Here is a 24,859-nt window from a genome sequence, read left to right as displayed (position 1 = left end):
TTTATGAGGCCTCACCCCACAACATGCGGATATTGCGCTCGGCCAGCGCCGGGCCCACGCTCATGCCCACGCCGGTGTGCATCAACGCAGCACTGACGCCGGGTGCCGCCCGCACAAACGAAAACGGCCCCGGCCCGCGCGCACCGTAGACGCCTTGCCAGCGTTCGACCACCTGGAGGCTGCACCCCAGGGTCTGTTCGGCCAGCTCGATCATCCAGTCATCGATCTGCTCGGCATTGAAGGGCGACGGGTCGCTGTCGTAATGGTGGGAGTCGCCGATGATCAGTTCGCCATGGGGCGTGGGGCTGATCAGCAGGTGAATGCCATGCTCCTGCAGATGCGGCGTTTCGCGCAGGATCTGCGCCTGGACCGCAGCAGCTTCCGGCAGGTCGGCGAAAGCGCCGTAATGCACGCAACTCAAGCCGGTGAGCAGGGCGTGTTGCAGGTTCAGATTAAGCACCGGCCGCGCACGCAGCATTTGCAGGCGGCAGGTGTGCGGGTTGAGCGGGGCTATGGATTCGGCCAGCAGGGTTTGATAGTCGTGGCCTGAACAGACAACGATCTGCTCACCGCGAAAGCTGCCGGCCGTGCTGTGCAGCTGGCCCGGCTCTACGTCGCGTACCAGCGTGGAGAAATGGAACTCCACGTTCAGGTGCTGGCTCAGGTAATGGATCAGCGCCGGGATCGCCTCACGGGAGTACAGCTGCTGGTCATCCTTGCCATGCAACGCGGCGCGGTGATGGCGGAACTGGCCAGCGTACAGGTCTTTCATCGCAGCGCCTTGCAGCAACTCCACGTTATAGCCGTGCTCCCGGGCACGCCCGGCGCAGAAGGCTTCGAGCAGATGTTCTTCGGCTTCGGTACGGACGAACAGGTAGGCGCCATTGCGCTTGAGCGCCAGGCCCGCTGCTTGCGCCCAATGGCCCCATATTTCGCGGCTTTCCCGCGCCAGGTCGAGCATTGGCCCTGGTGGTTGACCGGTGACCAGTGCCTGGCCGAAGTTGCGCACTGAGGCGCCCAATGGCGTGGCGGTGCGCTCGAACACCTTGACCTTGAGGCCGCGCCTGGCGGCGGCATAGGCGTGGGAGAGACCAAGGATGCCGGCGCCGACGATCAGTAAATCGCTGTGTTGTGTCATGACATGATGTTCCTGTCCTTGAGGCCGCAATCGCAGGCAAGCCAGCTCCCACACTTGAACGGGTTCACACATCAAAATGTGGGAGCTGGCTTGCCTGCGATGAGGCCATCAGCCCTAACGAAAGTCCTACTGACCGGCTACCTTCTCCGACTTACCGTCATAACGCTTGCGCCATTCGGCCAGGATGCTGTCGCGATTCTTCGACGCCCAGGCAAAGTCGTTCTTGATCAACCGTTGCTCATAGTCCGCCGGCAACTCGGTCTGCGGCTTGGCAATCCCCGGTTGGGCGAGCACGGCAAAGTTTTCCTTGTACAGCTCCATCGCCGCTGGGCTGGCGGAGAAATCAGCCAGTTTCTTCGCAGCGTCGGCATGGGCGCTGCCCTTGATCACAGCGGTAGCTTCGATCTCCCAGCCCAGGCCCTCTTTGGGCAGGATGATCTCCAGCGGGGCGCCCTGACGCTTGAGTTGAACCGCCGGGTACTCGAAGGAAATCCCGATCGGAAACTCACCGGACGCCGCCAGCTTGCACGGCTTGGAGCCGGAGTGAACGTACTGGCCGATGTTCTGGTGCAGGTCGTCCATGTACTGCCAGCCCTGCTTCTCGCCGAAGGTCTGCAACCAGGCACTCACATCCAGAAAGCCCGTGCCGGAGGACGCCGGGTTGGGCATCACGATCTTGCCCTTGTATTCAGGCTTGGTCAGGTCCTGCCAGCTCACCGGTTTGGTCAGGCCCTGCTTCTGGGCTTCAACGGTGTTGAAACAGAGGGTCGCGGCCCACACGTCCATGCCCACCCAAGCCGGCGGGTTGGCGGGGTCGCGATAGTTCTTGCCGATCTTGTCCAGATCCCTGGGCGCGTAGTTGTCCAACATGCCCTGCTGGTCGAGGATCGCCAGGCTGGAGGCGGCCAGGCCCCACACCACGTCAGCCTGCGGGCGGTCTTTTTCGGCCAGCAGCTTGGCGGTGATAATGCCGGTGGAGTCGCGTACCCACTTGATCTCGATGTCGGGGTTGGCCTGTTCGAAGGCTTTTTTGTAGGTCTTCAACTGCTCGGCTTCAAGGGCCGTGTACACGGTCAATTCGGTCTTGGCGAAGGCATTCAGGCTGAATGCCGTGAGTACCGCAGCGACCAGCGCCAGGGGCTTGAACATGGAGCACCTCCTTCAGGGATGTTTTATTGGCCGGGCGCGGTCTGGCGCCAGGCTTGGGAGCGACGCAGCGCGCCACGTGAGGCCCACGCCAGCAGCAGCGAGACGCCGACTGAGGTGAACAGGATCAGGGTCGACATGGCCGCCGCGCCGCCCACATTGCCGGCGTCGTCCATGTTCAGCACGGCGACGGCGGCGAGGATGGTGTCGGGGCTGTAGAGAAAGATCGCGGCGGACACGGTGGTCATCGCCGACACAAACAGGTAGCGCAGGATATCCAGCAGCGCCGGCAGGCAGATCGGCACCGTGACGCGCCAATAGTGGCGGTACAACGGCGCCTTGAGTGACAACGCCGCCGCTTCGAACTCGGCGTCCAGTTGGCGCAGGGCGGTGGTCGCGGTCATCTGCGCGGTGGTCAGGTAGTGCGCAATGGTGCACACCACCAGCAACGCCATGCTGCCGTAGAACACGTGCAGCGGGTTGCCGTTGAGGTTGAAAAAAAACACATACCCCAGGCCCAGCACCAGGCCCGGCACCGCCATCGGTACGAAGCTGAGCATACGCAGCGCCAGGTTCAGGTTTTTCTGGCCCTTGGTTTTTTCCATCAGGTAGGCGCCGGTGAAGATCAGCACACTGCCAATCAACGCCGTGCACAGCGCCATGGTCAGGCTGTTGCGATAGGCCAGCCAGCCGCCGCCGGCGGTGTCTTCGAACTGGTAGTGGTTGAGCGACAGCGACAGGTTGTACGGCCAGAACTTTACCAGCGAGGAATACACCGCCATGCCGAACACCAACAGCAATACCGCGCAGATCAGCAGCACGATGGCCAGGTAGCAACCGTCACGCAGCCGCGATGGCGCGGGCTGGAACACCTGCGCGCGACCGCTCATCGAGTCGCCATGCCGACGGCGCAACCAGGCATCCACGCCAAAGCTGAACAGTGCCGGCAGCAGCAACACCATGCCGATCAACGCGCCGCGCCCGAACTGTTGCTGGCCGACCACCGCCTTGTAGGCTTCCAGCGCCAGCACCTGGTAATCACCACCGACCACCACCGGTACACCAAAGTCAGTGATGGTCAGGGTGAACACCAGGCAGAACGCGGCGAACACTGCCTGGCGCGTGGCCGGCCAGGTGATACTGCGAAATGCCCGGGCCGGGCTGGCGCCCATGCTCGAAGCGGCGTCGAACAAGCGCGCATCCGCCAGGGACAGCGCCGAGAGCAAGATCATCAAGGCATGGGGAAAGGTGTAAATCACCTCACCGAGCACAATGCCCCAGAAACCGTAGATATTGTCCGAGAACAAGCCGCGCAACAGGCCCTGGTTGCCGAACAGATAGACCAGAGCAATGCCCGGCAGCATCGACGGGGCCATCAACGGCAGCAACGACAACCCACGCCAGACCGCCTTGCAGGGGATCAGCGTACGTTGCAGCGCGTAGGCAAACAGATAGGCCAGCGGTACGACGATGGCCGCCACGCTGAGGGAAACTTTCAGGCTATTGCCCAGCAACCAGTGGAAGTTGGCGCTGCTCAGCAGTTCCCGCGCGGCCACCAGGCCACCGCCCTGCCCGGCTTCGCTGCTGAAACCGCGCCAGAAGATCGCCAGCAGCGGCAACAGCACCGCCACCACCAACAGGCAGAGCCAGAGCCATTTGCCGCCGACCACAAAGAGACGGTCGCCCCACTCGGCGCGGGACACCTGACGCGGTACCGGCAATGTCATGACCGCGGCCATCTCAGGCAAACACCTGCAGGCTGCGCGGCGGCAAGGCCACCCAGATGTCCTGGGCGCCGAGGCGCGGCATGGCTTCAGGCGCCAGCTCGGCCAGCAACGGATGGCCCGGCAACTGTTCCAGCTCAAAGCTCATGCGGCAGCGATTGCCCAGGAAGGTAATTTCGCGGACCTTGGCCGGGAACAGGTTTTCTTCATGCACCGTCGGGTTGACGCTGATCGCTTCCGGGCGACAGAACAGGCGACCGGATTTGGCCACACCCGCATCGTCGGCCAGGCGCATATTTATCCCGCCGACCTGAGCATGGCTGGCACTGCTGCGGCTGAACGGCAGCCAATTGCCCTGGCCGACAAATTCGGCCACGAACGGCGTCGCCGGGCGGTCGTAGATTTCCTGAGGCGTGGCGTACTGCTCGACCTTGCCGTTATTCATCACGGCAATGCGGTCGGCCATCAGCATGGCTTCGTCCTGGTTGTGGGTCACCATCAAGGTGGTAATGCCCAGGCGCCGCTGCAATTGGCGCAGCTCAGTGCACAAATGCTCGCGCACGCGGGCATCAAGGGCCGACATCGGCTCATCCAGCAGCAATAACGAAGGGGCCGGCGCCAATGCACGGGCCAGAGCGACGCGCTGCTGCTGGCCGCCGGAGAGTTGGCCGGGGTATTTCTTTTCGCTGCCGACCAGGCCGACCAGCTCCAGCATCTGCCCGACACGCTGGCGCACTTCATCGCGGCCGCTGCCGGTGAGGCCGTAGCCGATGTTTGCCTCAACCGTGAGATTGGGGAACAGCGCGTAGGACTGAAACAGGATGCCGTAGTCCCGCGCCTGGGGTGGCAGCAGGGAAACGTCGCGCTCGCCCAGGTAAAGCTCACCGCTGTCCTGACGCTCCAGACCGGCGATGCAGCGCAGCAAGGTGGTCTTGCCGCAGCCGGACGGGCCCAGCAGGCACACCAGCTCGCCGGCGGCGACGTCCAGGGACACGTTGTCCAGCGCGGTGAAGGCGCCAAAGCGTTTCTGGATCCCGCGCACCTTCATGGGCGCACCGGGTTGGGTCAGGGCTGTGTTCATGCAAGGCACCTCATCGAACGGATGAAGGCCATGCTAGGGGGGCAATGCGTAGCGGGTGTGGCAGAAAGGCAAAACGGGGTGATAGTGGTATTGGTGGATTTGTGTAGGACTCAAGGAGATGGGTGACTCATGGTCCGCTATCGCAGGCAAGCCAGCTCCCACACTTGAATAGTGTTCACACATCAAAATGTGGGAGCTGGCTTGCCTGCGATGGCCATTTAAAAGCCGCCATCCATGTTCAGAGGGGTGACATTTCCTGAGCCAGACCAAGGAGTGCCGCCGGCAGCCGCGCACTTTTACGCTCTTTGAGGCAATACAGATACTCCGGAATCTGCGGCGCATTCTCGATGGTCAGCACGCGCAACTGCGGGTCATGGGGCACTTCCTGGCGAGCAATGATGCTGATGCCGATATTGCGCAGCACCGCCTCGCGAATCGACTCACGGCTGCCTATCTCCAGCAACGGCCCATACCCGACGCCGCCGCTCTTCAACATTTCTTCGGTCAGCCTGCGGGTGGTTGAGCCCGCTTCACGCATCAGCAGCGTATGCCCGGCCAGCGCGCTCAACGACACATGCTCAAGCCTGGCCAACGGGTGATTACGATGCACCGCCAGTACCAGTGGGTCGGTGCCCAGCACACGGCGGATCAGGCGCGGGTCGTCCAGCATTTGCGAAGAGGCCGCGACATCGACGCGGTAATCATCCAGCGCCTCAAGCACCTGCTGGGAGTTGCCGATTTCTACCGACACTTCCACGTGCGGCAGGCGTTCACGAAAGGCTTTGACCAGGTCGAGAATGTAATACGGCGCGGTCGCGGCAATCCGCAGCGCGCCCTGGACCTGGCCATTGTTGCGCAGGAAAAACTCGATATCCGCTTCCTGCTGCAACAGCGTCTTGACCATTGGCAGCAGCCGCGCGCCTTCGTCGCTGACCGTCAGGCGACGACCGCCGCGGTAAAACAGTTCAACGCCGTACTGGCTCTCCAGGTTACGGATCTGGGTGGTCACCGTGGGCTGGCTCAGGCCGAGTTTTTTCGCCGCCTGGGTGATGCTGCCCAGGCGGGCGACCATAAAAAACGCCTTTAACTCAGCACTCAGCACACCACCCTCTCATCCTCTATTTGCGCAACAGGCGCAGGCCATTGAACACCACCAGCAAGCTCACGCCCATGTCGGCGAAGACCGCCATCCACATGGTCGCCATGCCCATGAACGTGACGGCCAGGAAGATCGCCTTGATCACCAGCGCCAGGGCGATGTTCTGCTTGAGGATACTCGACGTTTGCCGCGACAGCCGAATGAAAGCCGGAATCTTGCGCAAATCATCATCCATCAACGCCACGTCGGCGGTTTCGATGGCGGTGTCGGTGCCCGCCGCGGCCATGGCGAAGCCGATCTCGGCACGGGCCAGGGCCGGGGCGTCGTTGATGCCATCACCGACCATGCCCACCCTATGGCCCTGGCCGTAGAGGGTTTCGATGGCTTGCAGCTTGTCGGTGGGCAACAGGTCGCCCTGGGCCTGGTCGATACCGACCTGGGCTGCAATGGCCTGGGCGGTGTGGGTGTTGTCACCGGTGAGCATCAGCGTCTTGATGCCCAGGTCGTGCAGTTGCTGAATGGCTTCGCGGCTGCTCTCCTTGACTGTGTCGGCCACGGCAAACAGCGCCAGGGGGCCGGACTTGTCCAACAGCAGCACGACGGACTTGCCTTGTTTTTCCAGGGCGAAGAGTTTTTCTTCCAACGCCTCTGAGCACAAGCCCAGGTCTTCCACCAAGCGGTGGTTGCCCAGGTGATAGGTCTGGCCGTTGATGTCGCCGCGCACACCGCGCCCGGCCAGGGCCTCGAAGTTATCCACAGCGTGAGTCGACAGGTTTTTATCCACAGCCGCGTTGGCAATCGCCAGGGAGACCGGGTGATCGGAACGCGATGCCAAGCTGGCAGCCAAGGCCGGCGCGCTGTCTTCGAGATTCGAGAACAGCGGCAGGTAATCGGTTTGCACCGGTTTGCCGTGGGTGATGGTGCCGGTCTTGTCGAGGGCCAGGTAGTCGAGCTTGTAGCCGCCCTCCAGGTAAACGCCGCCCTTGATCAGGATGCCTTTGCGCGCTGCGGCGGCCAGACCGCTGACGATAGTCACCGGGGTCGAGATCACCAGGGCACAAGGGCAGGCCACCACCAGCAGCACAAGGGCGCGGTAGATCCAGTCGAACCACACGCCCGCCATGAACAGCGGCGGAATCACCGCCACACCGAGGGCAAACAGGAACACTGCCGGGGTGTAGACCCTGGAGAAACTGTCAACAAAACGCTGGGTCGGAGCACGCGCACCCTGGGCCTGTTCCACCGCGTGGATGATCCGCGCCAGGGTCGAGTTGTTGGCCGCTGCAGTGACCTTGTATTCCAGGGAACCGGCCTGGTTGATGGTGCCGGCGAAGACTTTATCGCCCACAGTCTTTTCAATCGGCAGGCTTTCCCCGGTGATCGGCGCCTGGTCGATAGTGGACTGACCGGCGGTGACTTCACCGTCCAGACCAATACGCTCGCCGGGTTTTACCCGCACGATTGCGCCCAGTTCTATACTTTTGACTTCCTGTTCCAGCCATGAACCGTCGGCCTGGCGCACGGTCGCCTGCTCCGGGGTCATCTGCATCAAGCCGCTGATGGCATTGCGCGCCCGGTCCAGGGACTTGGCCTCGATCAACTCGGCCACGGTAAACAGGAACATCACCATCGCCGCTTCCGGCCACTGACCAATCAGGATGGCGCCGGTCACGGCGATGCTCATCAGCGCGTTGATGTTCAAGTTGAGGTTTTTCAGGGCGATCCAGCCCTTTTTGTAGGTGGTCAAACCGCCGCTGAGGATCGACACCAGCGCCACCAGCGCGATCACCCAGGTCGGTGCCACGCCCGTGAAGTGCAGCACTTCGGCCCCCAGAGCGCCCACGCCCGACAGTGCCAGTGGCCACCAGTGCTTCTTGGCGGGCGGCGCGGCGGCGGGGCTGCCTTCCTCGATCGGGTCGGCCTGCATACCGATGGACTTGATCGCCGCGATGATCGGCGCCGTGTTCGGCAGGTCATGGGTGACGCCGAGGATGCGGTTAATCAGGTTGAATTCCAGTTGCTGCACGCCAGCGAGCTTACCCAGCTTGTTCTGGATCAGCGTCTGCTCGGTGGGGCAGTCCATGGCTTCGATGCGGAAGGTGCTCAAGCGCGAGCCGGCGGTGGGCGCTTCACTCAAGGTCACTATGGCAGGCCCGGCAGCGCCGGAGCAGCAGGAGCCGGAATGGCCGTGGTTATCCACAGGCGTGAGTTTGGCTGGCCCATGGTCATGTTTGTGATCATGGCCGTGGTCATGAGCGTGATCGTGATCGTGATCGTGCTTGTGGTCGTGCTTGTGCGGGGTGTGAATGGAATGGCTCATCAGGTCGCGTCCGTAAAGGTGCCTGTTGCCAAGTAAAGACCCTGTAGCCACTATAGGGTCAAGCACCCATTTGGAGATTGCTGCGATGAAGATCGGCGAACTGGCCAAACTCACCGACTGCCCGGTGGAAACCATCCGTTATTACGAAAAGGAAAACCTGCTGCCGCCCCCGGCACGCACCGATGGCAACTACCGCGTGTACACCCAGGCGCACACCGAGCGGCTGACCTTTATCCGCAACTGCCGCAGCCTGGACATGACCCTCGAAGAGATCCGCAGCCTGTTGGGGCTACGTGACAGCCCCCAGGACCAGTGCGAAAGCGTGAATGCGTTGATCGACGAACATATCCACCATGTGAAAGCGCGGATCGACGGGTTGCTGGCGTTGCAGGAGCAACTGCTGGACTTGCGTCAACGCTGCGGCGGCGGGAACCAGTGCGGCATCCTGCAGCAGTTGGAAGTCAGCGGAGCGATTGCGGCCAGCGAGGCCGAGCCTTCGCATGTGGGCAGAAGCCACGGCCATTAACTCAGGTGAACACCAAACCCATGTGGGAGCTGGCTTGCCTGCGATGGCGGTGGACCAGCGACATTAATGTCGCCTGACACTGCGCTATCGCAGGCAAGCCAGCTCCCACAGTTTTTCACCGAGTAAGGCTTTAGATAGCCACGTCGGCCTTGATGCTTGGGTCGGCGTCGTAACCCACGATTTCAAAGTCTTCAAACTTGTAGTCGTAGATCGACGCAGGCTTACGCTTGATCACCAGCTCCGGCAGTTTTTTCGGCGTACGCGCCAACTGGGTCTGGATCTGTTCCATGTGGTTACTGTAAGCGTGGGTGTCGCCTGTGGTGACGATGATCTCGTGAGGGATCAGGTCGCATTGCTGGGCCAGCATATGGGTCAGCAACGCCAGCGCGGCGGTGTTATACGGCAGGCCCAGGAACACGTCAGAGCTGCGGATATACAGCTGCATCGACAGATGGCCGTCGTGCACGAACGCCTGATACAGCAAGTGGCACGGCGGCAGCGCCTGCTTGCCGTTGCGCGCGTTCTCCTGCGGGCTTTGGGTCTCGTCCGGCAGGTATTCGACGTTCCAGCCGTGGAACAGGATGCGGCGGCTGTTGGGGTTGGTCTTGAGTGTGTGCACCATGTAGTCGATCTGGTTGATCGTGCCGCCGTCCTTGGTCGGCCAGGCGGTCCACTGCTCGCCGTAGACCGGGCCCAGGTCGCCGTCTTCGGTGGCCCACTCATCCCAAATCTTCACGCCATTTTCGTTGAGCCACTTGATGTTGGTGTTGCCGCTCAACATCCAGATCAGTTCGTTGGCGATGCTTTTGAAGTGCAGCTTCTTGGTGGTCAGCAGCGGGAAGCCGTCGGCCAGGTTATGCCGATACTGACGCGCAAACACAGCCTTGGTGCCGGTGCCGGTGCGGTCGCCCTTGGTCAGGCCATTGGTCACGACGTCGTGCAGCAGTTCGAGATATTGCTTCATGTTTTTACCCGTATCGTTGAAGCCAAGACCTCCTGGTCTTGGCATTCGAATTTAAAGCGCGGCGTTCTTCAGCGGCTGCGGGCGGTTGTAAGCCCACCACAACATGCCCAGGCCCGCCAGGATCATCGGCAGGCTAAGCACCTGACCCATGGTCAGCCAGCCCCACGCCAGGTAGCCCAACTGCGCATCCGGCACCCGTACGAATTCGACGATAAAGCGGAAAATCCCGTAGAACAGCGCGAACATGCCTGACACGGCCATGGTTGGGCGTGGCTTGCGCGAGAAGATATAGAGAATAAGGAACAGCGCCACACCTTCCAACGCGAACTGGTAAAGCTGCGACGGGTGGCGCGGCAGTTGTGCCGGGTCGCTGAACGGCGGGAACACCATCGCCCACGGTACGTCGGTCGGCTTGCCCCACAGCTCGGCGTTGATAAAGTTACCAATGCGCCCGGCGCCCAGGCCGATCGGCACGAAGGGGGCGACGAAGTCCATCAGCTGGAAGAACGACTTGCCATTGCGCCGGCCAAACCACCAGGCGGCGATCATCACGCCGATAAACCCGCCGTGGAACGCCATGCCGCCCTTCCACACTTCGAAGATCAGGGTCGGGTTGGCGAGATACGCAGACAGGTCGTAGAACAGCACATACCCCAAGCGCCCGCCGACGATCACGCCCATCGACATCCAGAACACCATGTCGGAGAGCTTCTCCTTGGTCCAGGTCGGGTCGAAGCGGTTCAGGCGCCGGGAAGCCAGCAGCCAGGCACCGCCGATGCCGATCAGGTACATCAACCCGTACCAGTGGATTTTCAGCGGACCGATAGCCAGGGCCACCGGGTCGATCTGCGGGTAAGGCAGCATTGCGACTCCTCGTTAAAACATTTAGTCATGACGCACCGGACCATGCCGATGTGCGATTAAGCCTGCGTTACAGCGGCGAGATCAAATTAAGAAGTTCACATACACGCCAAATAACCCGGCATGTTAACGGATGGAAGGTGCGCGGCCCAACTTCGTTACGATGGAACGCCTGCACGTCTGTGGGTAGAGTGGCAAAAACACAAAAGGGGTCACCCGATGTGCCTGATTGTTTTCGCCTGGCGACCGGGCCATGCCCAACCGCTGATCGTAGCGGCCAACCGCGATGAATTCTACGCCCGCCCCAGCCTGCCGCTGGCCCAGTGGCCGGATGCGCCGCAGGTCTATGCCGGCCGCGATCAGGAAGCCGGGGGTACCTGGCTGGGAGTCAACACGGATGGACGCTTTGCCGCACTGACCAATATCCGCGACCCGCACCAGCCACCGGCACGTAAATCCCGCGGCGAGCTGGTTGCACGATTTCTCGGTGGATCACTGCCCGTTGATGATTATTTAGCCGATGTTAACGGACGTTCGATTGAATATGCCGGTTTTAACCTGCTGGTAGGCACGCGGGATGAGCTGTGGCATTACAACGCCAACGACACCGAGCCGACGCTGCTGGCACCGGGTGTGTACGGGCTGTCCAATGCCGGGCTGGATACGCCGTGGCCCAAGTTGATCAAAGCCAGGGCGGCGTTGAGCGCGGCGCTGGAGAACCCGCAGCCTGAGGCATTGCTGCAGATCCTGAGCGACCCGCAGACAGCGCCATTCATCGACCTGCCGGACACCGGCGTGGGATTGGCGACGGAGAGCCTGTTGTCGAGTGTGTTTATTGCCAGCCCCAGTTACGGAACGCGGGCGAGTACGGCGCTGATTGTGAATGCCGACGGGACGCGGCGGATGGTGGAGCGTAGCTTTGGCCCGCACGGTGGGCGGCTGGGCGAGGTCGAACTGGAAATCTGACGGCGCTTGGACTGACGTCATCGCAGGCAAGCCAGCTCCCACATTTGGAATGCAGTTCCCTGTGGGAGCTGGCTTGCCTGCGATGAAGGCGCCTCGGTTTAGAGGGTTTTGGCCGAGGCCGGGTTGATCATGCGGGTCAGCCCCAGGTTCTTCAGCGCCAACTGCAACGAGCTGTGGATAACTTGCGGGTTGTCGATGGTCATCAACTGCGCGAGCAGATCCTTGGCCATGCCCAGGTCAACCTGGCGCAGCATCCACTTCACCTTCGGCAAGTTGGTGGCGTTCATCGACAGGCTGTCAAAGCCCATCGCCATCAACAGCACCGCAGCCGCCGGGTCGCCGGCCATCTCACCGCAGATACTCACCGGCTTGCCTTCGGCATGGGCGTCGCGCACCACGTGTTGCAGCGCTTGCAGAACCGCCGGGTGCAGGTAGTCGTAGAGGTCGGCGACCCGTGGGTTGTTACGGTCCACGGCCAGCAGGTACTGGGTCAGGTCGTTGGACCCCACCGACAGGAAGTCCACCTGCCGCGCCAGCTCCTTGGCCTGATACACCGCCGCCGGAATTTCGATCATCACGCCAATCGGCGGCATCGGCACGTCGGCGCCTTCGTCGCGCACTTCGCCCCAGGCGCGGTGGATCAGGTGCAGGGCTTCTTCCAGCTCATGGGTGCCGGAGATCATCGGCAGCAGGATACGCAGGTTGTTCAACCCCTCGCTGGCCTTGAGCATGGCGCGGGTCTGGACGAGGAAGATTTCGGGATGGTCGAGGGTAACGCGGATGCCACGCCAGCCAAGGAAGGGGTTGTCTTCCTTGATGGGGAAATACGACAGTGACTTGTCGCCGCCAATGTCCAGGCTGCGCATCGTCACCGGTAGCGGGTGGAAGGCCTGCAATTGCTCGCGATAAATCGCCAGCTGCTCCTTCTCGCTCGGAAAACGCTGGTTGATCATGAACGGCACTTCGGTGCGGTACAGCCCCACCCCTTCGGCGCCACGTTGTTGCGCACGGGCTACATCCGCCAGCAAACCAGTGTTGACCAGCAGCGGCACACGGTGGCCGTCGAGGGTGACGCACGGCAGCTCGCGTAGCGAATCGAGGCCCTGGGCCAGTTGCTTCTCTTCTTCCACTACTTCGGCGTATTGCTTGCGCAGCACGTCGCTGGGGTTGGTAAAGACCTCGCCGCGATGCCCATCGACGATCATGTCGATGCCATCGACCTTGGAGTACGGCAGGTCCACCAGGCCCATCACCGTCGGGATGCCCATGGCCCGAGCCAGGATCGCGACGTGGGAGTTACCCGAGCCCAATACCGAGACCAGGCCTACCAGCTTGCCCTCAGGCACTTCGCCGAGCTGGGTGGCGGTCAGTTCTTCACTGACCAAAATGGTGTTGTCAGGGAAGACCATGTTGGTGCTGCGGTCTTCCTGCAGGTACGCCAGCAGGCGGCGGCCGAGGTCGCGCACGTCCGAAGCCCGCTCACGCAGGTAGGCGTCGTCCATCATTTCGAAGCGGTTGACGTGATCGGTGACCACCTGGCGCAACGCGCCCTGGGCCCACTGGCCGGTCTTGATCACGGTCTTGACTTCGTTACCCAGGGACGCGTCGTCCAGCATCATCTGGTACACGTCAAACAGCGCACGCTCTTCGGGGCGCAGTTGGGTGGCCAGCTTGTTCGACAGGTTGCGCATGTCGGCGCGCACGCCTTCCAGGGCGGTCTTGAACAGTTTAATTTCGGCTTCGATGTCGTGGACGGTCTTGTCCGGCACCACATCAAGGTCGGCCGGCGGCAGCATGACCACCGCCGTACCCACCGCAGCACCCGGCGAACCGGGGACGCCGACGAACTTGGCTTCCTGGATGCCCTTGCCCTGGCGCCCAAGGCCGCGGATCGAGCCGGTGGCTTCGGCGTGGGCGATAACCCCAGCCAGCTGCGCGCTCATGGTCACGAGGAAGGCTTCTTCACCTTCATCGAACTGGCGGCGTTCTTTTTGCTGAATGACCAACACGCCGACAACGCGGCGGTGGTGGATGATCGGCGCACCGAGGAACGAGGCGTAGCGCTCTTCACCGGTTTCGGCAAAGTAGCGGTAACGCGGGTGGTCGGCCGCATTTTCGAGGTTGAGGGGTTCTTCACGCGTCCCCACCAGGCCCACCAGACCTTCATTGGGCGCCATGCTGACCTTGCCGATGGAGCGCTTGTTCAAGCCCTCCGTGGCCATCAGCACAAAACGGTTGGTCTCGGGGTCCAGCAGGTAAACCGAGCAGACCTGGCTGCCCATGGCTTCCTTGACGCGCAACACAATAATCCCCAACGCCGCCTTGAGATCCTTGGCGGAGTTAACTTCCTGGACGATCTTGCGCAGCGTATTGAGCATGGCTCGGGGTCGAACTCCGTCGTCAGTCGCGCGCTAAAAGGCGCGGGGCAAGCTCTTTGAGAGCGCGGCGGTAAACCTCGCGCTTGAATGTCACCACCTGGCCCAACGGGTACCAATAGCTGACCCAGCGCCAGCCATCGAACTCCGGTTTACCGGTCAAATCCATCCGCACCCGCTGCTCGTTGGAGATCAGGCGCAAAAGAAACCATTTCTGCTTCTGGCCGATGCACAGCGGTTGGCTGTGGGTACGCACCAGGCGTTGCGGCAAACGATAGCGCAACCAGCCACGGGTACAGGCCAGAATTTGCACATCTTCGCGCTCAAGGCCGACTTCTTCGTTCAACTCACGGTACAAGGCGTCTTCAGGGGTTTCGTCGGGGTTGATTCCACCTTGAGGAAACTGCCAGGCATCTTGGTTGATTCGGCGAGCCCATAGCACCTGTCCGGCATCATTCGTAAGAATAATGCCGACATTAGGACGGAAACCATCGGGGTCGATCACGGCAACAACCTCGCAAACGCATGTCGCCGCATTGTTCCACAAAGATTGTTCCAGCGGCAACGAGGCTTCTTACCTTATGTGCACTCTTGTGAAAAGACCGTATTCTGGACGCCTTTTTACAGACTTTTCAGCGAGTAACTGCAATGCGCCTGGCTTTATTCGACTTGGACAACACCCTTCTGGGCGGTGACAGCGATCACGCCTGGGGCGATTACCTGTGTGAACGCGGGATTCTCGACCCGGTGGCCTACAAGGCCCGCAATGACGAGTTCTACCAGGACTACCTGGCCGGCAAGCTCGACAATGCCGCCTACCTGAACTTCAGCCTGGAAATCCTCGGCCGCACCGAGATGGCTCAGCTGGACGAGTGGCACCGCGACTTCATGCGCGACTGCATCGACCCGCTGATGCTGCCCCTGGCGGCGCAACTATTGGCCAAGCACCGCGCCGCCGGCGACAAGCTGGTGATCATCACCGCGACCAACCGTTTCGTCACCGCGCCGATTGCCGAGTTGCTGGGCGTCGAAACCCTGATCGCCACCGAATGCGAAATGCTCGATGGCCGCTATACCGGACGCAGCACCGATATACCCTGTTTTCGTGAAGGCAAGGTGACGCGCTTGAATCGTTGGCTGGAAGAAACCGGGTATAGCCTGCAAGACAGCTACTTCTATAGCGACTCGATGAATGACTTGCCGTTGCTGGAGCAGGTGACGCATCCGGTGGCGGTGGATCCGGATCCGAATTTGCGCGCGGAGGCTGAAAAGCGTGGCTGGCCGGTGATTACACTGCGCAGCTGATGACGCTATCGCAGGCAAGCCAGCTCCCACATTTGGAATGCATTCCCCTGTGGGAGCTTGCCTGCGATGAACGCGACGCGGTCTAACGCTTTAAACCGGCTTGGCGCCCATCAGCCCTGCAATTGCCACAAACCCCACCAGGCTGACCACCGCCAGCACCAGGGTGAAATTCAGGCTACCGCCCTCGCCCTTGCGCAGCCGATTAAGCCGCGCCACCAGCCAGAACCAAGCCAGCGCCGCCACGGTGTAGAGGATGCTGGAGCCCAGAATCCAGGTTTGCCCCAGCGGCCAGCCGATCAGGTGCACCAGCCACCAGCCGGTGAACGGCATGCTGACCAGGCAAATGCCCATCAGCAGCCACACGAACGCCCATGGGCGCTGCACGGTGACCGCCGGGCCGGCACTGCGTTTACGCCAGGCCAGAACGGCCAGGCCGAGACCGCTGAGCAGCAGCAATACGGTGGCGGTGATGTGGATAACCTTGAGGGTGGTCAGCGTTTCCATGGTCTTGATTCCTTAAAGGCCGCTCAGTCAGCGTAGTCGCTCAACCGAGGAACAACTGGTAGGCCGGGTTTTCACTTTCATCCCAATACGGGTAACCGATTTCAGCCAGGGCTGCCGGCACCAGGTGGCGCTCGTCCGCCGGCACTTGCAGCCCCGCGACCACACGGCCGTCCGCCGCACCGTGGTTACGATAGTGGAACATCGAGATGTTCCAGCGCCCGCCCAGTTTGTGGAGGAAGTTGAACAAGGCGCCCGGACGCTCCGGAAATTCGAAGCGAAACACCAGCTCGTCGCTGACTTTGGCCGCATGGCCGCCCACCATATGACGAATATGCAACTTGGCCAGTTCGTTTTCGGTCAGGTCCAGCACCGGGAAACCCTGGCTGGTCAGGCTGGCGATCAGGGCGCTGCGCGGATCGTTTTCCGGGTGGGTCTGCACGCCGACGAAGATGTGCGCTTCGCTGCCGGAGTGGTAGCGGTAGTTGAATTCGGTGATCTGGCGCTTGCCCACGGCCTCGCAAAACGCCTTGAAGCTGCCCGGTTGCTCGGGGATGGTCACCGCGATAATGGCTTCGCGACCTTCACCCAGCTCGGCACGCTCGGCCACATGGCGCAGGCGATCGAAGTTGACGTTGGCGCCGGAGTCGATGGCGACAAAGGTCTGGCCGCTGACGCCACGGGTCTCCACGTACTTCTTGATCCCGGCCACGCCCAACGCGCCTGCCGGCTCAGTGATGGAGCGCGTGTCATCGTAGATGTCCTTGATCGCCGCGCAGATTTCATCGGTGCTGACGGTGATCACTTCGTCCACATAGTCCTTGCAGATGTCGAAGGTGTGCTGGCCGATCTGCGCCACCGCCACGCCGTCGGCAAAGATCCCTACGGTCGGCAGCACCACGCGCTCGCCTGCGGCCATGGCGGCTTGCAGGCAGTTGGAATCGTCCGGCTCGACGCCGATGATCTTGATTTCCGGACGCAGGTATTTCACATACGCCGCAATGCCGGCGATCAGCCCGCCGCCGCCCACCGGCACGAAAATCGCGTCCAAAGGCCCAGGATGCTGGCGCAGGATTTCCATCGCCACGGTGCCCTGCCCGGCAATGGTGTGCGGATCATCGTAGGGGTGAATGTAGACATAGCCTTTTTCGTCGACCAGCTTGAGCGAATAGGCCAGGGCTTCCGGGAAGGAATCACCGTGCAGCACCACTTTGCCGCCACGGGAGCGCACGCCTTCGACCTTGATCTCCGGGGTAGTCTTGGGCATCACGATGGTGGCCTTGACCCCCAGCACCTTGGCCGCCAGGGCCAGGCCCTGGGCATGGTTGCCTGCCGACGCCGTGACCACGCCACGGGCGCGTTCCTCGCTGCTCAACTGGGTCAGCTTGTTGTAGGCGCCGCGAATCTTGAACGAGAACACCGGCTGCAAGTCTTCGCGCTTGAGCCAGACCTTGTTGCCCAGCCGCTCGGAAAGCTGGCGGGCGGTCTGCAAGGGAGTTTCCACGGCGATGTCATACACGCGCGAGGTAAGGATCTTTTTGACGTAGTGTTCAAGCATCGGCAGGCATCTACTTCACGAATTGGGCAGGGCCAAGGAGTCTAACCCAGCGTTTGGGCGGGCGACCACACGAATCCCGAGGTTTTGTTGGGTTATACTCGCCGCCCTCGTTAATTCCCCGCCCGTTCCGGAGCCCGCATGACCCAGGATCAACTCAAACAGGCAGTGGCCCAGGCCGCTGTCGATTTAATCCTTCCTAAACTCGACGACAAGAGCATCGTCGGTGTCGGCACCGGCTCCACCGCCAACTGCTTTATCGATGCGCTGGCTCAGCACAAGGGCGCGTTCGACGGCGCCGTGGCAAGCTCCGAAGCCACCGCCGCACGCCTTAAAGGCCATGGCATTCCGGTGTACGAGCTCAACACCGTGAGCGACCTGGAGTTCTACGTTGACGGCGCCGATGAAAGCGACGAACACCTGAACCTGATCAAGGGCGGCGGCGCGGCCCTGACCCGCGAGAAGATCGTCGCGGCAGTGGCCAAGACCTTCATCTGCATCGCCGACGCGAGCAAGCTGGTGCCGGTGCTCGGCGCGTTCCCGCTGCCGGTGGAAGTCATCCCGATGGCCCGCAGCCACGTGGCCCGCGAGCTGGTAAAACTGGGCGGCGACCCGGTGTACCGCGAAGGTGTATTGACCGACAACGGCAACATCATCATTGATGTGTTCAACATGCAGATCACCAACCCGGTGGAGCTGGAGACGCAGATCAATGCCATCGTCGGCGTGGTCACCAACGGCCTGTTCGCCGCCCGCCCGGCGGATGTGTTGCTGCTGGGTACCCCGGAAGGCGTGAAAACCCTCAAGGCTTAAGAACACCGAGTTCTACCGTGGGAGGGCGTTTGAACATTCCCGCGCGTGCAGAATGTTCTGATCAGGGTTTCTTGAACACGTAAAACAGGTTCGGCTCGCTGACCATATACAGCGTGCCCTCGTCATCCATGGCGATCCCTTCGGCCTGAGGCACGCGCTTGCTCAAGCCATGGCGCCCTTTAAGCAACGACAAGCTGCTTAAGGGGCGACCGTCGATATCCAGCTCCAGGACCAGAAACGATTCATCCGACAGTGCCAGCAGATGGCCGCTGCGCTCGTCGTATTGCAGGCTCGACAGGTCGCGCACAAACAGCCCGGCATCGCGCTTGGGGTTGTTGATCACGTGCACCGAGTAGGTTTTTTCCGCCTTGAAATGTGGGAAGCCGTGGACTTCATAGATCAGCATCGGGTCGCGCTCCTTGGCGACGAACAGGCGCTTGCCCACCGAGTCGTAGGCCAACCCTTCAAAGCCCTTGTTGCCGCCGACGTGTACGCCCAGGGTCATCTGCTCCGCGTCGGCGGCGTCGAGGAACTTCGTGTCGTCATCCACGTGCACCTTAATCAAGCGCTGCTGGCGCTCATCACTGATGACATAGATGTTGTCGCTGATAAATTCCACCGCTTCGGCATCGCCGAAGCCCACCAGGGGAATACGCCGCAGGATCTTGCCGTCCAGGGACAGCTCCACCAGCTCGGCGTTTTTATTGGTGACGGTAAACAGGCTTTTGCGCACCGGGTCGTAGGTGAGGGCTGAGACATCATCGTCGAGCCCTTCGATCACCTGGCCTTCCAGGGTCACGCGGTAATCCGCCAGGCCAATGGCACGTTCATCGACAGGCTGGCGCCACACCTGCCAGTTGAACCAGGCACGCTCGAACAGACGAAACTGCTGGGCAACGACCCCGGCAGCAATCAGGGCGAGCAACAGCAGGATGAAAACAGCAGGTTTGGGGCGGGCAAGTCGACGCATCGGGAGCGGGCTCAGTGAAAAAACTGGCGAATAGATATCAAGGTCGCCTGAATTTAAACTTAAACGCGCCGAACTGTGTCGAGAATGCCGTTTATTGAGAAAAGTCTGACGTAATTCGTCAGTTACTTCTGCTTTTCAAAGCGATAGAACAGGTTTGGCTCACTGACCATGTACAGGTTGCCGCTCTCATCCATGGTCACGCCTTCGGCACGGGGGATCGTGTCTTTCAGGCCGTTGAAGCCGCCAAGCAAGGTCATGAAGCTGACTTGCTCGCCTGTTTCGGCCAGCTCCAGCAACAGGTGAGAATCGGCCGACAGCACCAGCAAATGACCGGTACGTGGGTCGATGGACAGGGCCGACAGGTTGCGCACATCCAGTTCGGTGCTGGCCAGTTTTTGCTTGTCGCCGGTCAGCGTGTTGCCATCGCTTTTCCATGTGAACAATGCCGGCGGGCGCTCTTCGCCCAATACAAGCTGCTGGTTGCGCTTGTCCCACGCGACCGCTTCAAAGGCTTTGTTCTGGTCTTTGGACGGGCCCAGGTCATGGCTGGGGAAATCCGCCTTGTTCAGCGCCGTGGTGCCGGCGTCCACCTTTACTAAGGTCACGGTGTGATCACGTTCATCGACCACGGCCATCAAGCCGTTTTCCATCACCGTCACGCCTTCCGGATTGTTCCAGCCGTTGAGCGGCATCTTGCGCAGCACATCGCCTTGCAGGCTCAGCTCTACGAGAAACGGGTTTTTGCCCATGACGGAAAACAGGGTTTTGGTCTGAGGGTTGTAGGTCAGGTCCGAAGCCTCGTCCTTCTCCATACCGGGCAGCAGCTTGGCGTCGATGACCACCTGATAGTCCGGGAGCCACACACTCTCGCGGCGTTCGGCCGGGCTCTCGAAGCGCTCAAGCACCCACAGCACACCGCGATCGTCCCAGTGCATGGCCCAGGCGACGCCATACAGAATGGCACCGGCCAAAAATAGCCAGGAATACCAACGCATGGACAAGCGCGAGCGAAGCGAGGTTTTCGAAGTAGGCAAAGGCACGGCCATTGAGCGCTTTCCGGAAAGTCAGCTGTAGGGGATAGCACAGGATTCAAAGACCCGCGCGCAAGAGCAGGGAATTATCCGGATAGTGTGTGAAAAAAATGCAAAAGCAAGGATTCAGGATGTAACGAAGATCCCATGTGGGAGCGGGCTTGCTCGCGAATGCGGTGGTCCAGTCGTTGATGTATTGACTGACACCACGCATTCGCGAGCAAGCCCGCTCCCACAGTTTGATCGCAGTTTGGCAGTGACTTAGCGCACGACGCTTTCGAAACGGTTCACACCTGCCAGCTCCAACACCACTTCATCCCCCACATTCAACGGGCCAACACCCGCTGGGGTGCCGGTGAGGATCACATCACCGGCCTGCAGGGAGAAGCAACCCGCCATGTACTGAATCATCGGCACAATCGGGTTGAGCATCTGCGCGCTGTTGCCGTCCTGGCGCACTTCGCCGTTGATGGTCAGGCGTATGCCGATGTCGGTCACGTCGGCAAAGGTGCTGCTGACCACGAAGGGGGCAAGCACCGCCGCGCCGTCGAAGCACTTGGCGATTTCCCATGGCAGGCCTTTGGATTTCAACTCGGCCTGTTTGTCGCGCAGGGTCAGGTCCAGCGCCGGGGCGAAGCCGGAGATGGCGTCGAGCACCTCTTCGCGGTTTGGCTTGTTCGACAACGGCTTGCCGATCAACACGGCGATTTCCGCCTCGTAATGCACCGAACCACGCTCGGTGGGAATCGCGAAACCACCTTCCAGCGGCACTACGCAGCTACCGGGCTTGATGAACAGCAAAGGCTCGGTGGGCACCGGATTATCCAGTTCCTTGGCGTGTTCGGCGTAGTTACGCCCGATACACACCAGTTTGCCCACTGGGAAGTGGATGTTGGTGCCGTCGACATACTTGTGCTGGTAGCTCATGGAACGACTCCTTCAGGTGCGGTTAAACCGCGAAGATTTTGCCGGGGTTCATGATCCCGTTCGGGTCGAACACGGCTTTCACGGCCTTCATGTACTCGATTTCAACCGGCGAGCGGCTGTAGGTCAGGTAATCGCGCTTGGTCATGCCCACGCCATGTTCGGCGGAGATCGAGCCGTTGTACTTGGCGACGGTCTCGAACACCCACTTGTTCACGGTGGCGCACTTGGCAAAGAACTCGTCTTTGCTCAGGTTTTCCGGCTTCAGGATGTTCAGGTGCAGGTTACCGTCACCGATATGGCCGAACCAGACGATTTCGAAGTCCGGGTAGTGTTCGCCGACGATCGCGTCAATTTCGCTCAGGAAGGCCGGCACTTTCGAAACGGTCACCGAGATATCGTTCTTGTACGGCGTCCAGTGGGAAATAGTCTCGGAGATGTACTCGCGCAGCTTCCACAGGTTGTGCAGTTGGGTTTCGCTCTGGCTCATCACGCCGTCCAGCACCCAGCCCTGCTCGACGCAATGCTCGAACGTTTCCAGCGCATGGTTGGCGACTTCTTCGGTGGTGGCTTCAAATTCCAGCAGCGCGTAGAACGGGCACTCGGTTTCGAACGGCGCCGGCACGTCGCCACGGCCAAGGACTTTGGCCAGGGCCTTGTCGGAGAAGAACTCGAAGGCGGTCAGGTCCAGCTTGCTCTGAAACGCGTGCAGCACCGGCATGATCGAGTCGAAGTCGGTGGTGCCGAGCACCATGGCGGTGAGGTTTTTCGGGGCTCGGTCCAGGCGCATGGTGGCTTCGACCACAAAGCCCAGGGTGCCCTCGGCGCCGATAAACAGCTGGCGCATGTCGTAGCCGGTGGCGTTCTTGATCAGGTCGCGGTTCAGCTCCAGCACATCGCCTTTGCCAGTGACGACCTTCATGCCGGCCACCCAGTTGCGCGTCATACCGTAGCGAATCACCTTGATCCCGCCGGCATTGGTGCCGATATTGCCGCCAATCTGGCTGGAACCGGACGAGGCAAAATCCACCGGGTAGTACAAACCGTTTTCTTGCGCGACGTTCTGCAATTGCTTGGTGACCACACCCGGCTGGCACACGGCGGTGCGGTCGGTGAGGTTCACGTCGAGGATCTGGTTCATATAGTCGAACGACACCACCACTTCGCCATTGGCCGCTACCGCCGCAGCCGACAGGCCGGTGCGCCCGCCGGATGGCACCAGCGCCACCTTGTGTTCATTGGCCCAACGGACGATGGCCTGCACCTGTTCGGTGGTTTTGGGGAACACAATGGCGGTAGGCGCGGGGGCGAAGTGCTTGGTCCAATCCTTGCCGTAAGCCTCCAGGGAGTCGGCATCGGTCAGCACTTTGCCGGGCTCAACCAGGGTCTTTAGCTCATCAATCAGGGCAGGATGGGTCATCGACAGAACTCTCGAACAATTCATGGTCATCCTGAGAACGCTTCACGTCGCAGGAATAGGTGTTTAGCGGGGTGCGTATGCTAGCATACCGCCCCCGCAGGACAGACCCCAAGGGCGTTTCTGCGGTGACGGCTTTCCTGCCGTCCGGGTCAGCTTGCGCTGCTCGACTCCCTGCCAATTTTCTCCGGGATACAGGTTTACGCAGATGAGCAAGACTTCTCTCGATAAGAGCAAGATCAAGTTCCTTCTTCTGGAAGGCGTCCACCCATCGGCTGTCGACGTTCTGAAAGCCGCCGGGTACACCAGCATTGAGTACATCACCAGTTCTCTGCCGGAAGCCCAGCTCAAGGAAAAGATCGCCGACGCGCACTTTATCGGCATTCGCTCCCGTACTCAGCTGACCGAAGAGATCTTCGACCACGCCAAGAAACTCGTGGCGGTCGGCTGTTTCTGCATCGGTACCAACCAGGTCGACCTCAATGCCGCACGCGAGCGCGGTATCGCGGTGTTCAACGCCCCGTACTCCAACACCCGTTCCGTCGCGGAGCTGGTGCTGGCCGAGGCCATCCTGCTGTTGCGCGGTATCCCTGAGAAGAACGCTTCCTGCCACCGTGGCGGCTGGATCAAGAGCGCGGCCAACTCCTTCGAAATCCGCGGCAAGAAGCTGGGTATCGTCGGTTACGGCTCGATCGGCACGCAACTGTCGGTACTGGCCGAAGGCCTGGGCATGCAGGTGTTCTTCTATGACACCCTGACCAAGCTGCCACTGGGCAACGCGACCCAGGTCGCCAGCCTGACCGAACTGCTGGGCATGTCCGATATCGTCACCCTGCACGTTCCGGAAACCGCCGAGACCCAGTGGATGATCGGCGAGAAGGAAATCCGCGCGATCAAGAAAGGCGGGATTCTGATCAACGCCGCTCGCGGCACTGTGGTCAAACTCGATGCCCTGGCCGACGCGATCAAGGACAAGCACCTGATCGGCGCCGCCATCGACGTGTTCCCGGTGGAGCCACGCTCCAACGACGACATCTTCGAAAGCCCGCTGCGTGGCCTGGACAATGTGATCCTGACCCCGCACATCGGCGGCTCCACCGCTGAAGCCCAAGCCAACATCGGCCTGGAAGTCTCGGAAAAACTGGTCAAGTACAGCGACAACGGTACCTCGGTATCGTCGGTCAACTTCCCGGAAGTGGCCCTGCCGGCTCACCCGGGCAAGCACCGCCTGCTGCACATCCACCAGAACATCCCTGGCGTGATGATGGAGATCAACAAGGTCTTCGCGGAAAACGGCATCAACATCTCCGGTCAGTTCCTGCAGACCAACGAGAAGGTCGGCTACGTGGTGATCGACGTCGACGCCGAGTACTCGGACCTGGCGCAAGAGAAGCTGCAGCACATCAACGGCACTATCCGTAGCCGCGTGCTTTTCTAGCAGGAGCGAGCTTGCTCGCGAAGAACGTCAACGATGACGCGTTTAACCTGATTAAACGCGGCGCCCTTGAGATTTTCGCGAGCAAGCTCGCTCCTACCAATAAAAAAACGGGAGCCCTGCAAGGGGCTCCCGTTTTTTTATTTGACGTTAACCGTAATGACTTTCGAGGCTACCGTAGGCTCGAACTGGCGATGCACGTTGTCGCCAGCCACCAGTTGCAAGGTGTGCTTGCCGGGTGTCAGGGTCAGCTCGGTCTCGGTTTGCGCCTTGCCGAAGTGAATCGAGGTGGCGGTGGCCGGGATCGCTTCGTTTGCGTTGAGCGCTCCCACTTCCTGATCTAACAGCAGGTGATGATGGCCGGCGCCCGGTACCTGTTTGTCGATCGGCTCCAGGTCCAGGCCCTTGATGCCAAATTTGACGGTGAAGGTTTTGTCGACAGTAGCGCCGTCTTTGGGCGAGACAATGAACACTTCAGCACCAGCAGGAGCCGGTGTGCGTGGCAGGTCGGCGGCGCTGGCCAACATCGAAGCACCCAGCAGCAGGCTGGCCAGGGTTGCACGGGACAAAAGGGCTTTCATTCGCTTCTCCAGTTTTTCTGTGAAATCTGTAGGGTTATGACAACTTCGCGATAAATTGCGGTCCAAGGCACCCGACACCATAGCAAAACGATGCTGAACAGCGCCTCGTCCATTCGAATTCTCTAGG

At 61.0% G+C, this 24,859-nt stretch carries 22 protein-coding genes; 5 read left to right on the top strand and 17 right to left on the bottom strand.

The features are described from left to right. Window position 1 precedes the first annotated feature (1 nt). From TX23_RS10400 to TX23_RS10375, 6 genes are all read right to left on the bottom strand, one after another. A complete protein-coding gene (locus TX23_RS10400; RefSeq protein ID WP_057702088.1) occupies window positions 2-1,138 on the bottom strand; it encodes a TIGR03364 family FAD-dependent oxidoreductase in 1,137 nt (378 codons plus the stop codon). A gap of 126 nt (window positions 1,139-1,264) precedes the next feature. Next, on the bottom strand, window positions 1,265-2,287 hold the full coding sequence (locus tag TX23_RS10395) for a putative 2-aminoethylphosphonate ABC transporter substrate-binding protein (RefSeq protein WP_057702087.1): 1,023 nt from the start codon (window positions 2,285-2,287) through the stop codon (window positions 1,265-1,267). A 23-nt stretch (window positions 2,288-2,310) separates the two neighbouring features. Next, window positions 2,311-4,023, bottom strand: a complete 1,713-nt coding sequence (locus tag TX23_RS10390) for a putative 2-aminoethylphosphonate ABC transporter permease subunit (RefSeq protein ID WP_057702086.1) — start codon at window positions 4,021-4,023, stop codon at window positions 2,311-2,313. A gap of 1 nt (window position 4,024) precedes the next feature. Then, entirely contained in the window at window positions 4,025-5,089 is a 1,065-nt protein-coding gene (locus TX23_RS10385) for a putative 2-aminoethylphosphonate ABC transporter ATP-binding protein (protein WP_057702085.1), read from the bottom strand. A 238-nt stretch (window positions 5,090-5,327) separates the two neighbouring features. Further along, window positions 5,328-6,191, bottom strand: coding sequence for a LysR family transcriptional regulator (locus TX23_RS10380; RefSeq protein WP_057702084.1), 864 nt, complete (start codon window positions 6,189-6,191; stop codon window positions 5,328-5,330). Between the two features lie 16 nt (window positions 6,192-6,207). Then, window positions 6,208-8,508, bottom strand: coding sequence for a heavy metal translocating P-type ATPase (locus TX23_RS10375; RefSeq protein ID WP_057702083.1), 2,301 nt, complete (start codon window positions 8,506-8,508; stop codon window positions 6,208-6,210). An 85-nt stretch (window positions 8,509-8,593) separates the two neighbouring features. On the opposite strand from TX23_RS10375, the gene cadR reads away from it, so the two are divergent. Further along, complete coding sequence (gene cadR / locus TX23_RS10370) at window positions 8,594-9,034, top strand: Cd(II)/Pb(II)-responsive transcriptional regulator (RefSeq protein WP_020301838.1); 441 nt, start codon at window positions 8,594-8,596, stop codon at window positions 9,032-9,034. 130 nt (window positions 9,035-9,164) lie between these two features. Here cadR and TX23_RS10365 read toward each other — a convergent pair whose 3' ends face one another. Both TX23_RS10365 and lgt read right to left on the bottom strand, forming a co-directional pair. Further along, window positions 9,165-9,998, bottom strand: a complete 834-nt coding sequence (locus tag TX23_RS10365; protein WP_005792328.1) for a thymidylate synthase — start codon at window positions 9,996-9,998, stop codon at window positions 9,165-9,167. A gap of 51 nt (window positions 9,999-10,049) precedes the next feature. Beyond that, window positions 10,050-10,862 (bottom strand): prolipoprotein diacylglyceryl transferase, encoded by an 813-nt coding sequence (lgt, locus tag TX23_RS10360; protein ID WP_003195189.1) that lies wholly within the window; start codon window positions 10,860-10,862, stop codon window positions 10,050-10,052. Between the two features lie 216 nt (window positions 10,863-11,078). Here lgt and TX23_RS10355 point away from each other — a divergent pair, with 216 nt between their 5' ends. Further along, the gene (locus TX23_RS10355) at window positions 11,079-11,825 is read left to right on the top strand and encodes an NRDE family protein (RefSeq protein WP_057702082.1); all 747 of its coding nucleotides are present in this window, start codon (window positions 11,079-11,081) and stop codon (window positions 11,823-11,825) included. A 98-nt stretch (window positions 11,826-11,923) separates the two neighbouring features. On the opposite strand, the gene ptsP is transcribed toward TX23_RS10355, so the two are convergent. Together ptsP and TX23_RS10345 are read right to left on the bottom strand one after the other, a co-directional pair. Continuing rightward, complete coding sequence (gene ptsP, locus TX23_RS10350; protein WP_057702081.1) at window positions 11,924-14,203, bottom strand: phosphoenolpyruvate--protein phosphotransferase; 2,280 nt, start codon at window positions 14,201-14,203, stop codon at window positions 11,924-11,926. Between the two features lie 22 nt (window positions 14,204-14,225). Next, entirely contained in the window at window positions 14,226-14,705 is a 480-nt protein-coding gene (locus TX23_RS10345) for an RNA pyrophosphohydrolase (RefSeq protein WP_003176750.1), read from the bottom strand. A gap of 143 nt (window positions 14,706-14,848) precedes the next feature. Here TX23_RS10345 and TX23_RS10340 point away from each other — a divergent pair, with 143 nt between their 5' ends. Next, entirely contained in the window at window positions 14,849-15,505 is a 657-nt protein-coding gene (locus tag TX23_RS10340; RefSeq protein ID WP_057702080.1) for a histidinol-phosphatase, read from the top strand. A gap of 90 nt (window positions 15,506-15,595) precedes the next feature. Here TX23_RS10340 and TX23_RS10335 read toward each other — a convergent pair whose 3' ends face one another. Continuing rightward, window positions 15,596-16,009 (bottom strand): DUF2269 family protein, encoded by a 414-nt coding sequence (locus TX23_RS10335; RefSeq protein WP_005792333.1) that lies wholly within the window; start codon window positions 16,007-16,009, stop codon window positions 15,596-15,598. A gap of 40 nt (window positions 16,010-16,049) precedes the next feature. Then, window positions 16,050-17,564, bottom strand: coding sequence for a threonine ammonia-lyase, biosynthetic (gene ilvA, locus TX23_RS10330; RefSeq protein ID WP_057702079.1), 1,515 nt, complete (start codon window positions 17,562-17,564; stop codon window positions 16,050-16,052). Window positions 17,565-17,702: 138 nt separating this feature from the next. On the opposite strand from ilvA, the gene rpiA reads away from it, so the two are divergent. Next, window positions 17,703-18,374, top strand: coding sequence for a ribose-5-phosphate isomerase RpiA (gene rpiA / locus TX23_RS10325; RefSeq protein WP_032878877.1), 672 nt, complete (start codon window positions 17,703-17,705; stop codon window positions 18,372-18,374). 61 nt (window positions 18,375-18,435) lie between these two features. Here rpiA and TX23_RS10320 read toward each other — a convergent pair whose 3' ends face one another. From TX23_RS10320 to TX23_RS10305, 4 genes are all read right to left on the bottom strand, one after another. Continuing rightward, complete coding sequence (locus TX23_RS10320; protein WP_057702078.1) at window positions 18,436-19,344, bottom strand: SdiA-regulated domain-containing protein; 909 nt, start codon at window positions 19,342-19,344, stop codon at window positions 18,436-18,438. 122 nt (window positions 19,345-19,466) lie between these two features. Next, window positions 19,467-20,390, bottom strand: coding sequence for an SdiA-regulated domain-containing protein (locus tag TX23_RS10315; RefSeq protein WP_057702077.1), 924 nt, complete (start codon window positions 20,388-20,390; stop codon window positions 19,467-19,469). Window positions 20,391-20,636: 246 nt separating this feature from the next. Next, window positions 20,637-21,302 carry a fumarylacetoacetate hydrolase family protein gene (locus TX23_RS10310; protein WP_057702076.1) on the bottom strand — a complete coding sequence of 222 codons (666 nt, stop codon included), beginning with the start codon at window positions 21,300-21,302 and terminating at the stop codon, window positions 20,637-20,639. 22 nt (window positions 21,303-21,324) lie between these two features. Continuing rightward, complete coding sequence (locus TX23_RS10305) at window positions 21,325-22,719, bottom strand: FAD-binding oxidoreductase (protein ID WP_057702075.1); 1,395 nt, start codon at window positions 22,717-22,719, stop codon at window positions 21,325-21,327. A 205-nt stretch (window positions 22,720-22,924) separates the two neighbouring features. On the opposite strand from TX23_RS10305, the gene serA reads away from it, so the two are divergent. Further along, on the top strand, window positions 22,925-24,154 hold the full coding sequence (gene serA, locus TX23_RS10300; RefSeq protein WP_005792342.1) for a phosphoglycerate dehydrogenase: 1,230 nt from the start codon (window positions 22,925-22,927) through the stop codon (window positions 24,152-24,154). A gap of 137 nt (window positions 24,155-24,291) precedes the next feature. On the opposite strand, the gene TX23_RS10295 is transcribed toward serA, so the two are convergent. Next, window positions 24,292-24,732 (bottom strand): DUF4399 domain-containing protein, encoded by a 441-nt coding sequence (locus TX23_RS10295; protein WP_057702074.1) that lies wholly within the window; start codon window positions 24,730-24,732, stop codon window positions 24,292-24,294. Between the last annotated feature and the right edge of the window lie 127 nt (window positions 24,733-24,859).

Origin of the sequence: Pseudomonas paralactis (genome assembly GCF_001439735.1) — a bacterium.
In the GTDB taxonomy this organism is placed as follows: Bacteria; Pseudomonadota; Gammaproteobacteria; order Pseudomonadales; family Pseudomonadaceae; genus Aquipseudomonas; species Aquipseudomonas paralactis.
Note: the sequence above shows the minus strand (reverse complement) of the source record. Positions and strands in the feature narration are given on the sequence as shown.

Excerpts from the sequence above, each read along its gene's own strand:
- TX23_RS10400 (WP_057702088.1), bottom strand. The coding sequence starts at position 1,138 with ATGACACAACACAGCGATTTACTGATCGTCGGCGCCGGCATCCTTGGT.
- TX23_RS10395 (WP_057702087.1), bottom strand. The coding sequence starts at position 2,287 with ATGTTCAAGCCCCTGGCGCTGGTCGCTGCGGTACTCACGGCATTCAGC.
- TX23_RS10390 (WP_057702086.1), bottom strand. The coding sequence starts at position 4,023 with ATGGCCGCGGTCATGACATTGCCGGTACCGCGTCAGGTGTCCCGCGCC.
- TX23_RS10385 (WP_057702085.1), bottom strand. The coding sequence starts at position 5,089 with ATGAACACAGCCCTGACCCAACCCGGTGCGCCCATGAAGGTGCGCGGG.
- TX23_RS10375 (WP_057702083.1), bottom strand. The coding sequence starts at position 8,508 with ATGAGCCATTCCATTCACACCCCGCACAAGCACGACCACAAGCACGAT.
- cadR (WP_020301838.1), top strand. The coding sequence starts at position 8,594 with ATGAAGATCGGCGAACTGGCCAAACTCACCGACTGCCCGGTGGAAACC.
- TX23_RS10365 (WP_005792328.1), bottom strand. The coding sequence starts at position 9,998 with ATGAAGCAATATCTCGAACTGCTGCACGACGTCGTGACCAATGGCCTG.
- lgt (WP_003195189.1), bottom strand. The coding sequence starts at position 10,862 with ATGCTGCCTTACCCGCAGATCGACCCGGTGGCCCTGGCTATCGGTCCG.
- TX23_RS10355 (WP_057702082.1), top strand. The coding sequence starts at position 11,079 with ATGTGCCTGATTGTTTTCGCCTGGCGACCGGGCCATGCCCAACCGCTG.
- ptsP (WP_057702081.1), bottom strand. The coding sequence starts at position 14,203 with ATGCTCAATACGCTGCGCAAGATCGTCCAGGAAGTTAACTCCGCCAAG.
- TX23_RS10340 (WP_057702080.1), top strand. The coding sequence starts at position 14,849 with ATGCGCCTGGCTTTATTCGACTTGGACAACACCCTTCTGGGCGGTGAC.
- TX23_RS10335 (WP_005792333.1), bottom strand. The coding sequence starts at position 16,009 with ATGGAAACGCTGACCACCCTCAAGGTTATCCACATCACCGCCACCGTA.
- ilvA (WP_057702079.1), bottom strand. The coding sequence starts at position 17,564 with ATGCTTGAACACTACGTCAAAAAGATCCTTACCTCGCGCGTGTATGAC.
- rpiA (WP_032878877.1), top strand. The coding sequence starts at position 17,703 with ATGACCCAGGATCAACTCAAACAGGCAGTGGCCCAGGCCGCTGTCGAT.
- TX23_RS10320 (WP_057702078.1), bottom strand. The coding sequence starts at position 19,344 with ATGCGTCGACTTGCCCGCCCCAAACCTGCTGTTTTCATCCTGCTGTTG.
- TX23_RS10315 (WP_057702077.1), bottom strand. The coding sequence starts at position 20,390 with ATGGCCGTGCCTTTGCCTACTTCGAAAACCTCGCTTCGCTCGCGCTTG.
- TX23_RS10310 (WP_057702076.1), bottom strand. The coding sequence starts at position 21,302 with ATGAGCTACCAGCACAAGTATGTCGACGGCACCAACATCCACTTCCCA.
- TX23_RS10305 (WP_057702075.1), bottom strand. The coding sequence starts at position 22,719 with ATGACCCATCCTGCCCTGATTGATGAGCTAAAGACCCTGGTTGAGCCC.
- serA (WP_005792342.1), top strand. The coding sequence starts at position 22,925 with ATGAGCAAGACTTCTCTCGATAAGAGCAAGATCAAGTTCCTTCTTCTG.
- TX23_RS10295 (WP_057702074.1), bottom strand. The coding sequence starts at position 24,732 with ATGAAAGCCCTTTTGTCCCGTGCAACCCTGGCCAGCCTGCTGCTGGGT.